General features: G+C 72.3%; 14 protein-coding genes and 1 pseudogene. 4 read left to right on the top strand and 11 right to left on the bottom strand.

Features of this window, described 5'->3' with window-relative positions; genetic code table 11:
- Positions 1-60 precede the first annotated feature (60 nt).
- Positions 61-879, bottom strand: a complete 819-nt coding sequence (locus AB0B39_RS18005; protein WP_357489605.1) for a basic amino acid ABC transporter substrate-binding protein — start codon at positions 877-879, stop codon at positions 61-63.
- Positions 880-1,243: 364 nt separating this feature from the next.
- Here AB0B39_RS18005 and AB0B39_RS18000 point away from each other — a divergent pair.
- Positions 1,244-1,648: pseudogene (locus tag AB0B39_RS18000) on the top strand (helix-turn-helix transcriptional regulator); the annotation flags it as partial.
- Between the two features lie 102 nt (positions 1,649-1,750).
- Here AB0B39_RS18000 and AB0B39_RS17995 read toward each other — a convergent pair.
- The 3 genes from AB0B39_RS17995 to AB0B39_RS17985 all read right to left on the bottom strand — a co-directional run bounded on the left by AB0B39_RS17995 (position 1,751) and on the right by AB0B39_RS17985 (position 4,520).
- Complete coding sequence (locus tag AB0B39_RS17995; RefSeq protein ID WP_357574846.1) at positions 1,751-2,659, bottom strand: hypothetical protein; 909 nt, start codon at positions 2,657-2,659, stop codon at positions 1,751-1,753.
- 83 nt (positions 2,660-2,742) lie between these two features.
- Positions 2,743-3,405, bottom strand: coding sequence for a response regulator transcription factor (locus AB0B39_RS17990; protein WP_357489602.1), 663 nt, complete (start codon positions 3,403-3,405; stop codon positions 2,743-2,745).
- The gene (locus tag AB0B39_RS17985) at positions 3,402-4,520 is read right to left on the bottom strand and encodes a histidine kinase (protein WP_357489601.1); all 1,119 of its coding nucleotides are present in this window, start codon (positions 4,518-4,520) and stop codon (positions 3,402-3,404) included. The genes AB0B39_RS17990 and AB0B39_RS17985 overlap by 4 nt, the downstream gene beginning before the upstream one ends.
- Before the next feature lie 219 nt (positions 4,521-4,739).
- On the opposite strand from AB0B39_RS17985, the gene AB0B39_RS17980 reads away from it, so the two are divergent.
- Positions 4,740-5,171, top strand: a complete 432-nt coding sequence (locus AB0B39_RS17980; RefSeq protein WP_357489599.1) for a DUF6223 family protein — start codon at positions 4,740-4,742, stop codon at positions 5,169-5,171.
- A 7-nt stretch (positions 5,172-5,178) separates the two neighbouring features.
- Here AB0B39_RS17980 and AB0B39_RS17975 read toward each other — a convergent pair whose 3' ends face one another.
- Entirely contained in the window at positions 5,179-5,553 is a 375-nt protein-coding gene (locus tag AB0B39_RS17975; protein WP_357489598.1) for a hypothetical protein, read from the bottom strand.
- A 297-nt stretch (positions 5,554-5,850) separates the two neighbouring features.
- On the bottom strand, positions 5,851-6,273 hold the full coding sequence (locus tag AB0B39_RS17970; protein ID WP_357489596.1) for a DUF6069 family protein: 423 nt from the start codon (positions 6,271-6,273) through the stop codon (positions 5,851-5,853).
- 153 nt (positions 6,274-6,426) lie between these two features.
- Here AB0B39_RS17970 and AB0B39_RS17965 point away from each other — a divergent pair, with 153 nt between their 5' ends.
- Positions 6,427-6,921 carry a MarR family transcriptional regulator gene (locus AB0B39_RS17965; protein ID WP_357489595.1) on the top strand — a complete coding sequence of 165 codons (495 nt, stop codon included), beginning with the start codon at positions 6,427-6,429 and terminating at the stop codon, positions 6,919-6,921.
- A 113-nt stretch (positions 6,922-7,034) separates the two neighbouring features.
- Complete coding sequence (locus AB0B39_RS17960; RefSeq protein WP_357489594.1) at positions 7,035-8,546, top strand: PLP-dependent aminotransferase family protein; 1,512 nt, start codon at positions 7,035-7,037, stop codon at positions 8,544-8,546.
- Here AB0B39_RS17960 and AB0B39_RS17955 read toward each other — a convergent pair.
- From AB0B39_RS17955 to AB0B39_RS17935, 5 genes are read right to left on the bottom strand one after another with little or no spacing between them, the layout of a single operon-like run.
- Positions 8,491-9,951 (bottom strand): UbiD family decarboxylase, encoded by a 1,461-nt coding sequence (locus tag AB0B39_RS17955; protein WP_357489592.1) that lies wholly within the window; start codon positions 9,949-9,951, stop codon positions 8,491-8,493. The genes AB0B39_RS17960 and AB0B39_RS17955 overlap by 56 nt on opposite strands.
- Complete coding sequence (locus AB0B39_RS17950) at positions 9,948-10,316, bottom strand: chorismate mutase (protein WP_357489591.1); 369 nt, start codon at positions 10,314-10,316, stop codon at positions 9,948-9,950. Before AB0B39_RS17950 ends, AB0B39_RS17955 begins: the two co-directional genes overlap by 4 nt.
- The gene (locus AB0B39_RS17945) at positions 10,313-10,660 is read right to left on the bottom strand and encodes a cupin domain-containing protein (protein WP_234581760.1); all 348 of its coding nucleotides are present in this window, start codon (positions 10,658-10,660) and stop codon (positions 10,313-10,315) included. The genes AB0B39_RS17950 and AB0B39_RS17945 overlap by 4 nt, the downstream gene beginning before the upstream one ends.
- Positions 10,650-11,354 (bottom strand): flavodoxin family protein, encoded by a 705-nt coding sequence (locus AB0B39_RS17940; protein ID WP_357489589.1) that lies wholly within the window; start codon positions 11,352-11,354, stop codon positions 10,650-10,652. The genes AB0B39_RS17945 and AB0B39_RS17940 overlap by 11 nt, the downstream gene beginning before the upstream one ends.
- Positions 11,355-11,410: 56 nt before the next feature.
- A complete protein-coding gene (locus AB0B39_RS17935) occupies positions 11,411-12,715 on the bottom strand; it encodes a TrpB-like pyridoxal phosphate-dependent enzyme (protein WP_357574845.1) in 1,305 nt (434 codons plus the stop codon).
- Position 12,716 lies beyond the last annotated feature (1 nt).

Here is a 12,716-nt window from a genome sequence, read left to right as displayed (position 1 = left end):
CCCGGAGTGTGTCGACGGGAAGGGCGCGCGAGACGCGCGCCCTTCCCCACTGAGCGTCGATCAGGCGCTGGGCCGCTTGCCGATCCACTTTTCGTAGATCGAGTCGTACGAGCCGTCCTGCTTGGCCTTGGCCAGCGTCTCGTTGATCTTCTTGAGCAGTTCCGGGTTGCCGTCCTTCTTCACCGAGAACCCGTACTGCTCGCCGGTGTCGAACTCGGCGGTCACCTCGAACCCACCCGGGTTCTTGCGGAGGTACTCGGTCCAGACCGGCAGGTCGTTGACGGCGGCCTCGACCTGGCCGTTGGCGACGGCCTGCTGCAGGGCGGCGAGATCCTCGAACTCGACCAGCTGCAGGCCCTTCTCCTTCTCGAACTTGCGGGCGTAGTCACGGCCGGTGGTGGCCGCCTGGACGCCGAGCTTCTTGCCCCGCAGGTCGTCGAGCGACTTGTACGGCTTGCCGGTCTTGACCAGCATCGCCTGCGTCGCGTCGAAGTACGGGTCGGAGAAGTTCATCACCTTCTGCCGTTCGGCGGTGATGGTCATGCCGGCGGCCGCCGCGTCGCACTTGCCGGTGTTCAGGTCCTGACCGGACTTGATCCCCTCGAACGGCGTGTCGATGATCGTCTGCTCGACGCCCAACTCCTTGGCCACGAGGTCCATCACGTCGACGTCGAACCCGGTGACCTTGCCGCTGGCGTCCTTCGACTGGAACGGCGGGTACGGCAGGTGGGTGCAGACGGTCAGCTTGCCGGCCTCGACCAGCTTGACCCCGCTGGCCTGGACCTCGCTGTCATCCTTCTTGGCGCATCCCGCGCTCAACGCCAGAGCGGCGACCGCCGCGACGAGGCCAGCCTGACGGACTGCGCTACGGACTCTCACGAGTGTCCCTCCGGTTCGGCTCCCCTGTGACAGGAAGCCAGGTTGGTGCGAAGACGGTGTGACAGGGGACGGTACCTGATTCGACGAACGGTACCCAGATCACACGATGCAGCGGTCGTGCTGCGGTGACCGTCACAACCCGTGAACGGGACGGGCGGTCCCGAACGGGACGACCGGTCGCAGCGACCAGCGGCATTTGAGTATCCGACCCACCTCGAACGAGTAAGCAGCTGAGCCGGCCACCGCTGCGCCACCGCAGAAGCTGATAGACGATCAGTGCCACCGCCGCGTTGACCGATGAAAAAAACTGACCGTCGAGCCCGGCACACCCGAGGCGATCCCGGATGGGAGGGCACGGCTGAGGATGGACACCTATCCCACGACACCCCAGATGGCCTTCGCGCAGTTCGTGCGCCAGGCCGTCGACGACGCCCGCGAGGAGCACGGTTGGACAGTCGGCGACATCGCGCACCACACCGGTGTCAGCCGCTCGACGCTGTTCCGCTGGCTCGCCGGTGACTGGCAGCGCTACCCGGAGCTGGCGAAGGTCCGCAGCCTCTGCGCCACCCTCGGCCTCTCCATCGCCGCCGCGATCCGGCCGCTCGCGATGCCGAACGCCGTCGTGACGCCGCACGTGCTGGCGGAGGTCGAGGCGGACATGGGCACCATCCGGCGGCGGCTGCTCGACGACACGGTCTCCGCCGCCGACAAGCGCCGGATCCGGGAACTTCTGCGCCGCCTCGCCGGCCGCGATCTCCCGGTCGAGGGAGCGCCGCCGTCCACGACCGGCTCCGGGGCCGTCCCGCCCTCCCCCTCGCGGACGAGCGCGTCGCGGCGGTGACCCGACCGGCCGGGCAACCCCGGGCGGGCCTCAGCGGGCGGCGCGACCCGGTCGACCCGGGCCGGTGCCGGAGCGCCGGGAACCGATGCGGGGAGCCCGTACCACCGGGGTGCTGGCGGCTCCGGGCCGGAAGTCCCGCGCGGCGGCGGCCACCATGTCGTCGGTGTCGCCTTCGAGCCGCTGGCGGACGTGGGCCGGGATGATCTCGGACGTGGCCATCGCCAGCCGGACCTGCACCGAACGGTCGTCGACCAGGGCCTCCAGATCCGCCTCGTCCAGCTCCAGCGCGCGGACCAGCGCAACCCGCACGTCGACCGCCGGGTCCCTGGCCAGAGCGCCGCGCTGCGCGGCGGTGGTCCGCGGGTTGCGGGCGAGCCCCTTGCGGACGCGCACGGTGCGGTCGGCCAGCAGGGCGACGATGACATCCGGGTCCTGGGTGTGCGTCGCGAGCCGTTCCCGCACCTCGGGTGAGACATCGTCGACCAGCCGGGCGGCCAGCTCGGGCTCCAACTCGCGGGACTCGGCGAGCAGGCCCCGAAGCTCCTTGTCGGGCGCGGCGGCCATCACCCGGCGGACCGACTCGTCGCAGGCCGGGTTGCCGGCGACGGCCCAGCGGACCCACCGGTCCGCGTCCTTGACCAGGCGCAGGAGATTGCCGGCCGACGTCGCGGGATTGCGCGCCACGGCCTCCCGGACATGACGATCATGGTCGCGGGTCAGCGACCGTAGGGCCTGCGCGGGCGCGTCCGGCCGGGCCGCGACCGCCTTGCGGACCGCTGTCGACGCATCGGATGCCAGGTCGATGAGGGTCATCTGTGGCGTTGCGGGGTCGTTTGCGACGGCGAGCCGCGCGTCCGCCCCATCACCGGTCGGACGGTCGGCCGTGGCACCCGACCCGCTGTCCCGGTCGGCCCCGCCGACGTGCTGCTGCTTGCCCATGGGCGCAATCATGGCACGCGCAGGACCGGACCCCGCGCGGCAAGGCTGCGCGCAGCCCCTGGTACGCGGCGAGCCGCCGAGGGTCAGTCGTGGCGCGGGGCCACCAGACCTGACTCGTACGCGATGACCACGAGTTGGGCGCGGTCGCGGGCGTGCAGCTTGGCCATGGCCCGGTTGATGTGGGTCTTGGCGGTCAGGGGGCTGATCACCATGCGCGCGGCGATCTCGTCGTTCGACAGGCCCTGGGCGACCAGGACGACTGCTTCACGTTCGCGGCTGGTCAGCTCCCGCAGACCGGTCGGGGCTCGCAGGTGGCGCGGCTCGGCGACGTACCTGTCGATGAGTCGGCGGGTGATCGAGGGCGCGAGCAGCGCGTCACCCCGCGCGGCGACGCGTACGGCATGCAGGAAGTCCTCCGGCTCGATGTCCTTGACGAGGAAGCCGGCGGCGCCGGCGCGCAGCGCGTGGAAGACGTGTTCGTCGAGGCCGTAGTTGGTCAGGATCACGACGTGCACCCCGGCCAGGGCCGGGTCCGCGGCGATGAGCCGGGTCGCCTCGATGCCGTCCAGCACCGGCATCTGGATGTCGATGAGCGCGATGTCGGGCAGGTGACGCCGGGCGAGAGCGACCCCCTCGCGGCCGTCGGCGGCCTCGGCCACCACCTCGATGTCGTCCTCGATGTCCAGGAGGGCGCGGAAGCCACTGCGCAGCAGCGCCTGGTCGTCGACCAGCAGGACGCGGATCATCCGGGCGGGCCGACGGGGAGTTCGGCGTGGACGGTGAAGCCACCCTCGTCCCGGGGCGCCGCGTGGAGGCGACCGCCCAGGGCGGTGACCCGTTCGCGCATCCCGAGCAGCCCGACTCCGGGCGTCGGCACGGCGGCCAGCGTGGCATCGCCGTCGTCGTCGACGCGGATCGCGAGGGCGTCCGGACGGTAGTCGACCCGGACCGACGCCGTGGCCGCGGCGGCGTGCCGGGCGACGTTGGTGAGGGACTCCTGCACGATCCGGTAGGCCGTCCGGTCCACCGCCGCCGGCACGGCGTGTCGTTCGCCCTCGACAGTCAACGTCGCGTCCAGCCCGGCCATCCGGGCCCGCTGCACCAACTCCGGCAGGTGGTCCAGGCCGCGCGGCGGGTTCCTGCCGTCGTCCCGCAGGGCCTCCAGGGTCGCGCGCAACTCCCGGCTCGCCTCACGGCCGGCCTCCCGGATCGCCAGCAGCGCCTCCGGCACCGCCTCGCCGCGCCGGCGGGCCAGGTGCACGGCCACCTCGGCCTGCACCTTGATGATCGAGATCTGGTGGGTGAGGGAATCGTGCAGCTCCCGCGCGATGTGCAGGCGCTCCTCGTCGGCGCGGCGTCGCGCCGTCTCCTCCCGGGTGCGCTCGGCCTCGTCCGCCCGCCGCTCAGCCTGCCGCAACGCCTCACCCGCGGCGCCGGCGGCGATCAGCCACGCCAGTTCGAGCGCGCCCCGGGCCCGGGCGAAGGCCTCCCCCGGGGGCAGGTGCAGCGGCGGGGCGAGGGCGGTGAGGGGAAGAGCGACGAGCATCAACACGGCGGCGACGACCGTGACGACCCGGTGGCCCGCCCGCACGCCGGTGTAGACCGCGAAGAGGAAGGCGACCGCCGGCACGTCGAGACCGACCGCCTGGTAACCCACGGCACACAGCCCGGTGACGGCGAGGACGGCGACGGGCGCCCGACCACGCGCCGCAAGCGCCAGACCGCTGGCCACCAGCAGCGAGTAACCCAGCAAGTCGCTGTCGACTGTGGAGCGGTCTGCGGACCGCCCGGCGACCAGCAGCACCGCCGCCACACCGACGGCGATCGCCGAGTCCCGGAGAGCTGCACGCCCTGTGCTCATGCGCGCACCCTAGCCCGACCTGCGGCGTCAGCGACTCCTGCGCACGACCGAGAGGCGTCTACCGCGCCTGCGGTAGTCGGGCCGCAGGTGCGTCGTGCGCGGCAGCCGCCTGCGCCGGTGGCGGCAGCGCGGAATGCCTCCGGCTGCCGGACGACCCGCGGCCCAACCGGCGACAGGATCGAACGACAACCAACGAAACGTACGACGAAGGAGAAGCACATGCTCCCCTCAGCACACCCGAAGCGGGCCCGACTGGTGTTCACCGCTGCCGCGTCCGCCCTGGCCGGAGGGCTGGCCGCGCCGGCCGCCGCGTACGCCTCGTCCGCTCCCCTGGCGGCCAGCGTCACCACCATGAGCGCCGGGCGACTCGGGGCGAGCGTGGGCGCTCTGCTGGGCCTGGCGGGGGTGATCGTCGGCGCCTTGGCCCTGGCCCGGCCCGCCAGCCGCGTCGGCACCGGCAGCGGGCTGCTCGGCGCGACGGTGGCCCTGGCGACCGGGCTGATCGGCGTCGCCCTCGGCGCGCTGGTGGTGGCGACCTCCGACGGCGGCATCGGCACGGGCAACGGGCGCGGCGGGGCATACGTGGCACTCGTGGTGGGGTTGGCCGCGCTCGGCCTCGGTGGACTGGCGCTGAGCCGCACCCGCAGCTGAGGACGGGTCAGCGGCCGAACGCGAGGTAGAGCCCCAAGCCGAAGTTGACGACCAGGATGACGGCCCCGACGACGGCGCCCCAGCGCTGCCACCTGGTCCACCGGCCCGTCCTGCGGGAATCGACGAGACCCGCCTCCTCTATCCGGACGGCCGCGATCTTGTCCCGCTCCACGGCGTCCCGACGCCCCGAGGCCACGTTGGCGCTCAGGAGGGCGGCGTTGGCGCGAAGCTCCTCGGTGAGAGCCTGCAACGCCCGGGTCATCGAGTCGATCGAACCGTTGATCCGGCGCAGATGCTCGTCGTGCCCCTGCAGGCGCTGCTCGATGCGCCCTGCCCCCACCCCGCGTTCGTAGGCGGCCGCGTTCTCGCTGCTCTCGGTCACGGTCGTCCCGCCGCTGGTGGTGGCGGGACGGCCGTCATCCGAGTTGACCGATACGGGGTTGTGGTGCCTGCGAGCTGCACGATCGGTACCTCCTGCTGGCCACCGCAGCGCCGACCGGATCGCCTGCCCCACCGGTCGGCGGTGGTGCGACGTCCCACCCCGCTGAGGCCCCTCGGGCCTCGAAACATCGCCTCCGTGCATCAGTCGTACCACCGGCGGGCCGAGAAATCACCTGCTGAGATCCGACAAAGCCGCAGGTCAGAGGCATCAACTAGACCCGCGGCAGACCGCTCGTCGTCAGACGCGTCGCGCACCTCTGCGGAAACCCAGGATGACGACAACACCCACCGCCAGGTGCATCAGCACGAGGGCGACCCTGGTGCCGGCCGAGGCGTCGACAAGCGATGCCGGCACGAGCGACAGCACGAGCACGGCGACGGCGATCGCGGTCCAGATCGTGGTGGCGCGACCCGAGAGGCGCTCGAGCACCGCCAGCAGGCCCCAGCCGAGCAGGGCGGCGAGTGCGGACGTCAGGAGCACGGCGAGCACTGTGACGTCCTGCGGGCCGGCGCCCTGGTCGACGGTGAGCTCAGCGCCGCCGACGGTGGCGATCAGCCACACGACCACGGCGGCGAGCACTGCGGCAAGGAGGGCGATGGACCGGTTGCGCACGCGCGACGCGCCGTCGGCGGCGCGGGGCATGGAGGCTTCCGCAGACATGACATGACTCCTTTGTGGAGGGGATCGACAGTCGGGATCGAACCGTATCAGAATGTTCTGTTCTTTACTATCTTGTTCTTAACTTCCACGCGAACGAAGAGATGCTCCGCTCTGAGATAGTTCGAATCACGAACTAGTTGTTAGGCTGCCGTCATGACGACCGGCACCTCCGGGCCCGATGCCGCGGCGCCCGACCTGATGTTCCTGATGTCCTGGGCCACCCACGCGCTGGCTCAGGAGCACGCCGCCGCCCTCTCCGGCCTGGGCATCTCGACGCGGGCCTACTGCGTGCTCGATCGCGGCCGCACCGGCGAGTTCACCCAGAGCCAGCTCGGCGACATGTGCGGCATCGACAAGACGACAATGGTCGTCACCCTCGACGAGCTCGAACGCGCCGGCCTGGTCGAACGCCGCACATCGACGACCGACCGACGTGCCCGCATCGTCACCGTCACGCCCGACGGCGAGCGACTGGTCGCCGAGGCGCGGCAGATCGTCGCGCGGCTACAGGGCGACATCCTTGACACGCTCCCGTCGCACGACCGGGGGATCTTCCTGGACGTGCTCGGTCGACTCGTCGACGGCCGGCTGTCGACGTTCGTGCAGACCGACCGTCCGGTCCGCCGACGGTCCTCCCGGGCAGCCTGACCACCGCTGCGCCGACCGCCCGGCGATCAACTGTGGCCGGTCGCAGACCAGCCGGTTCGGCACGCCGGCGCGACTAGACTCGCAACCGGCGTCGAGCGGGGGAGCATGTCCAGGTGAGTTCGGACCAGCTCCTCGTCACGCTGGACCGCGACAGCTCCGTTCCGTTGCAGCAGCAACTCTGCGACCAGATCAGCGGATCCGTACGGGCCGGCCGGCTGCGCCCGGGCGACACGGTGCCGCCCAGCCGCGAGCTGGCACACCAGCTCGGCGTCTCCCGGACGGTGGTGACCCGGGCGTACGAGCTGCTGCGGGCCAACGGGGTGCTCACCGCACGCCGGGGCTCCGGCACCCGGGTCAGCACGGCCCTGACCGACGCGCTGCCACCCGCCCCCCGCGCCGCCCGCGCGCACCTGCGACCCGAGCCCCCACTGCCCACCGACGCCGGCAGCGCGCTGTGGAAGCCGTGGGAACCGGCGCCGATGCACCGGCCGGACGGGACGTACGACTTCCGGCACGGCACCCCGGCGCTGGCCAGCTTCCCGGTGACCCGGTGGCGGCAGTCGCTCGCCGACGCGGTGAGCCGGGCCGACGCGGTGGCCCTGGGCTACGGCCCGGCCGAGGGCGCGTTGTCGTTGCGCGCCCAGATCACCGCCCTGCTGCGGCGCAGCCGCGCGCTGGACGCCACCCGCGAGAACACGGTGGTGACCAGCGGCGCCACCCAGGCCATGGACATCCTGGTCCGACTGCTCGTCGGCCCCGACGACGTGGTGATCATCGAGGACCCCAGCCACACCGTGCTCCGACAGATCTTCGGCTACTCACGGGCCGCTGTGGTGCCGGTCGCCGTCGACGAGGAGGGCCTGCGGGTCGACGAGATCGACTGCCAGGTCCGCGCGCACGGCCTCGACCCGGCCCGCGTACGCCTGGTCTACGTCACCCCGTCGCACCAGTTCCCCACCGGGTTCATCATGTCCGAGCGGCGGCGACGGGCGCTGCTGCGCTGGGCTCGCGAACACGGGGCCACGGTGCTGGAGGACGACTACCACAACGAGTTCACCTTCGCGCAGGAGCGGTTGCCGTCGCTGGCCGCCGACCCGCAGGACGCCGACGTGGTCTACGTCGGCAGCTTCAGCAAGACCCTCTTCCCCTCGCTGCGCATCGGGTACGCGGTGCTGCCGCCCCATCTCGTCCGGTCGTTCCTGGGCGTCAAGTGGATCACCGACCGGCTGACCCCGACGCTGACCCAGGAGGCGCTGGCGGAGTTCATCGCCTCCGGCGCGTACGCCCGGCACATCGGCCGGATGGACCGCCTCTACCGGCAGCGGCGTGCCCGGCTGCTGGAGGCGCTGTACGAACACTTCGGCGCGGGAGTACGGATCTCCGGCACGGCCGCCGGGCTGCACGTGCTGGTGACCCTGGGCGGCGCGCGCGACGTCGGCGAGGCCGAGATCGTGCGCGCCGCCGCCGCGCGCGGCGTCCGGGTCTACCCGGCCTCGGGCTACTTCGTCACCCGACCGCCGAGCGAGCCGACCTTCCTGATCGGGTACGCGGCGCTGCCCACCGCGAAGATCACCGAGGGAGTGGCGCTGCTGGCCGCCGCGGTACGGGACGTGACGGCTCGGTGAAGCGGGGCCGGTGAAAGCGCGCGCTCTGGGCGTACGGGACGGTGCAGTCGAAGACCGCCTTCGCCGTGCGCCCGTCCGCCGACAGCGACGGGGAGTAGCCGGTGTGCTGACTCGGGTCGAGCGGAAAACCCTCCCGGTCCGGCAGCACGAGCAGGTCCTGGTCGGCCTGGAAGCGGGTGACCATCGCCCACCACAGGTCCTGATCGGACTCGATGTCGACGTCCTCGTCCACGCACAGCACCAGCTTGGCCATCCGGAACTGCTCCAGCACCGCCTCGGCGGCGGCGCGTACCGCGAGGTCGTCGGCCGGGCCGCGCTTGGCCGGCCACTGCAGCACCACCATGAGCTGACCGCCGCCCGCGGTGTGGCAGTGCGCCGCCCGGGCCGGTGTCCCCCGGCGGCGCAGCAGGTCCAGCACCGCGGCCTCCATCCCGAAGCCGAGCAGCACCGACTGCTCGTGGCCGGGCCCGGAGACCGCCTGCAGGATCGGGCTCTCCCGGGCGGTGATCGCGGTGATGCGGATCAGCGGCAACGAGGGATGCGCCCGACCCTGGTAGCCGAGGAACTCCGGCGTCGCCACCGTGCCGTGCGCGCTCTCCGGCACCCGGTCGGCCAGCAACTCGCCCTCGATGACGTACTCGGCGTGCGCGATGAACTCGGCGTCCACGGTGGCGCAGGGCAGCAGCTCCACCGGTTGACCGGCGAGCGCGCCGGCCACCGCCAGCTCGTCGAGGTCGGGCGGGACCAGCGAGGTCGGGCAGCAGGACGACAGCAGCACCGCCGGGCTCAGGCCGAGGTGGATCGCGACCGGCAACGGACGCCCCCGGCGCAGAGCGGCCTGGTGCGCGAGCTCCAGGTCCCGGCCCGGCACCATCCAGATGGTCAACGTGTCGGGCCCCTGCACGCACATCCGGTGCACGGACAGGTTGCGGACCCCGGTGTCCGGGTCGGTGGCGAGCACCGCGCCGAGGGTCAGGTACGGGCCGGCGTCCTCGTCGGTGAGGACCGGCACCGGCAGCGCGGTCAGATCCACCGGCAGCGTCTCGCGCGGCCAGCGGGACGCGTCGGGGGCGGCCACCGGCGGACGGGGTGCGGCCACCGCGGCGAGCAGCCGGTGCGGCAGCTCGGCCGGCGTGCAGCCGAGCAGACCGGAGGCACGCCGGCGGGTGCCGTAGAGGCCCATCAGCACCGCCCGGGTCGGGCCGTGGTCGGGGCGTACCCGGTCGAAGAGCACCGCCGGGCCGGCGCCGGTGGGCGGGGCGGCGGGAGCGCCCGCCCAGCGGGCGTAGTGGGCGGAGACACCGTAGCGGGCGGGCAGCTCCGTGGGGACGCGGACCAGCTCGCCCGGGAGCGGATCGAGGCTGGCCAGGGCGTGCCGCAGGTCGACGGGCGGGCGGTGACTCATCGCTCTTCCGCCCGTGGCACGGCGGCCCGACGCTCCGCCAGCATGTCGAGCTGCATCCGGGTCAGCTCGTCGATGAGCGCCCGGTAGGCGCCGACCGCCACCTCGGGCGGCATGCCGTGCTGGGCGGCCAGGTCGTGCACCCGGTCGAGCACCTGTCGTACCCGGTCGGGTGATCGGACTGTCGCCTCGTCCGTCTTGTGCGCGGTGAGCTCCTGCACCACCCGGGTGCGCTCCGCCAGCAGGGCGATGATCCGCTGGTCGAGCGCGTCGATGGCGACCCGCAGCTCGGCGATCCGGGCCGGGCCGTCGGCGCCGCCGGCCGGCGGGGAGCCGGCCGGCGGCGCGATCGGGTGCTTATCGCTCACGGCTGCGGGACCTGGTCGATCACGAAGACGACCGTGGGCTCCGCGTCGCTGCCCTGGGACCGGTGCTCCTCGTCGTCGGGGATGACGAAGCCCATGCCGGGGCGGCACGGCACCGACCGGTCCCGGAAGTGGATGGTGAACTCGCCCTGCAGGACGTAGCCGGTGTGCCCACGCAGGCACCAGTGGTGCTCGTCGAAACCCGGCGGCAGCTCCAGCAGGCGGAGACGCTGACCTCCGACGTACGAGATCTTGACGCGCCCCTCGGCTCCCGGCTTGTCCCACCTCTCCCACTCGGTGGCCGGGAAATCGATGCCGACCGGCGCGGCGACCTGCTCAGTGGACATTCTCGATATCTCCTCTGGTGTGGACGGTTTCGGTGCGGCGGGGCCGCGGAACACGCTCGTTGCGGTCGCGACGCGGGAGGACCGGACCGCCCTCGACCCCCTGGTGCCGCTTGAGCAGCTGCACCATGTCGAGCATCCGGTGCACCATCCGCTCCAGCGCGTCGACGCCCTCGACGTCGGTCAGGCCGGGAGCGCCGGTGGTGTTGCGCAGCAGGACGGGGAAGCCGCTGCCCACCAGGATCATCCGGTTGAGCAGCAGGTTGTTGACGATCTGGTTGTGCACCGAGGAGTCGCTGTACCGACGCCCGGTGACGATGATGCCGCCGACCTTGTCGGCCAGCGGCCGGGTGAAACGCAGGTAGCCGACGCCCGCCCGCTCGATGAAGACCTGCATGAGGTGGGCGAGGCCGAAGCCGTGCACCGGGGCCGCGTAGATCAGCCCGTCGGCGCTGGCCATCTGCTCCACCAGGGCGGGGACGTCGTCGTCCACCTGGCAGGGCAGGGTACGGCTGTTGCAGTCGCCGCACGGGCTGCACGGCGAGATGCGGTGGTCGCGTAGCGCGATGGTGCGCAGGATCGCGCCCCGTTCGGCGATCAGCTTGCCCGCGTACGCGATGGCGTGGTCGGTGTTGCCACCGGGCCGTTCCGATCCGTTGATGGCGAGGATGGTCGCTGCTTCGCTGTGCAATGGCACCCCCGGTGCTCGTCGCGAAGGGTGGACGCCACGGTGGCGCCCACCCCCTCGCGAGGTCAGTCCGTCAGTTTTCCGGCGAAGTAGTCGATGTAGGCCTGCATGTCGAAGTGGCCGTGCCCGGAGAGCGAGAAGACGATGGCCTTCGACTCGCCCGTCTCCCGGCAGCGCAGCGCCTCGTCCACCGCCACCCGCACGGCGTGGGTGGACTCCGGCGCCGGCACGATGCCCTCGCTGCGGGCGAACAGCACGCCCGCCTCGAAGCAGGCGGTCTGCGGGACCGCCCGCGCCTCGATCAGGTCGATGTCCCGCAGCGCGCTGACGATCGGCGCCATGCCGTGGTAGCGCAGCCCACCGGCGTGGATCGCCGGCGGGTGGAAGTCGTGGCCGAGGGTGTGCATCTTGGCCAGCGGGGTGAGCCCGGCGGTGTCGCCGAAGTCGTAGTCGTAGCTGCCCTGCGTCAGCGACGGGCAGGAGGCCGGCTCCGCGGCGACGAACCGCACCGTCGGGCCGCCGCCCAACTGCCGGCGCAGGAACGGCAGGGCCAGCCCGGCGAAGTTGGAGCCGCCGCCGGCCGCGCCGACCACGATGTCCGGGTAGTCGTCGGCCATCGCGAGCTGGAGCAGCGCCTCCTGCCCGATGATCGTCTGGTGCATCAGCACCAGGTTGAGCACCGAGCCGAGGGCGTACTTGGCGGCGCCGCCGCTGGACATCGCCGCCTCCACCGCCTCGGAGATGGCCAGGCCGAGGCTGCCGGTGGAGTCCGGGTCGGCGGCGAGGGCCGCCCGGCCCGCCTCGGTACGCTCGCTCGGGCTCGGGGTGACCGACGCGCCGAACGTCTCCATCAATCCTCGCCGGTACGGCTTCTGGTCGTAGCTGATCCGCACCATGAAGACCTCGCAGTCGAGGCCGAAGTACGCGCAGGCCATCGAGAGCGAGCTGCCCCACTGGCCGGCGCCGGTCTCGGTGGTCAGCCGCTGCACGCCGTCGAGCTTGCTGTAGTACGCCTGCGGCACGGCGGTGTTCGGCTTGTGGCTGCCGGCCGGGCTGACCCCCTCGTACTTGAAGTAGATGCGGGCCGGCGTGTCGAGGGCCTGCTCCAGGCGGCGGGCGCGCACGAGCGGGCTCGGCCGCCACTGCCGGTAGATGTCGAGCACCGGCCCCGGGATGTCCACGTCCCGCTCGGTGGTGAACTCCTGCTCGATCATGCCGGTGGCGAAGAGGGGTTCGAGATCCGCCGCGGTGATGGGCTCCCGGGTGCCGGGGTGCAGCATCGGGGGCAGTCCCTTGGGCAGGTCGGGAACCACGTTGTACCAGGTCGTCGGAATGTCACTCTCGGGCAGCACGAACTTCGTCGCGGTCATG

Source organism: Micromonospora sp. NPDC049114, from assembly GCF_040648635.1.
Taxonomy (GTDB): domain Bacteria; phylum Actinomycetota; class Actinomycetes; order Mycobacteriales; family Micromonosporaceae; genus Micromonospora.
Note: the sequence above shows the minus strand (reverse complement) of the source record. Positions and strands in the feature narration are given on the sequence as shown.

Coding starts and splice junctions, on each gene's coding strand:
- AB0B39_RS17995 (WP_357574846.1), bottom strand. CDS start 2,659: ATGGGCAAGCAGCAGCACGTCGGCGGGGCCGACCGGGACAGCGGGTCG.
- AB0B39_RS17990 (WP_357489602.1), bottom strand. CDS start 3,405: ATGATCCGCGTCCTGCTGGTCGACGACCAGGCGCTGCTGCGCAGTGGC.
- AB0B39_RS17985 (WP_357489601.1), bottom strand. CDS start 4,520: ATGAGCACAGGGCGTGCAGCTCTCCGGGACTCGGCGATCGCCGTCGGT.
- AB0B39_RS17980 (WP_357489599.1), top strand. CDS start 4,740: ATGCTCCCCTCAGCACACCCGAAGCGGGCCCGACTGGTGTTCACCGCT.
- AB0B39_RS17970 (WP_357489596.1), bottom strand. CDS start 6,273: ATGTCTGCGGAAGCCTCCATGCCCCGCGCCGCCGACGGCGCGTCGCGC.
- AB0B39_RS17965 (WP_357489595.1), top strand. CDS start 6,427: ATGACGACCGGCACCTCCGGGCCCGATGCCGCGGCGCCCGACCTGATG.
- AB0B39_RS17955 (WP_357489592.1), bottom strand. CDS start 9,951: ATGAGTCACCGCCCGCCCGTCGACCTGCGGCACGCCCTGGCCAGCCTC.
- AB0B39_RS17945 (WP_234581760.1), bottom strand. CDS start 10,660: ATGTCCACTGAGCAGGTCGCCGCGCCGGTCGGCATCGATTTCCCGGCC.
- AB0B39_RS17935 (WP_357574845.1), bottom strand. CDS start 12,715: ATGACCGCGACGAAGTTCGTGCTGCCCGAGAGTGACATTCCGACGACC.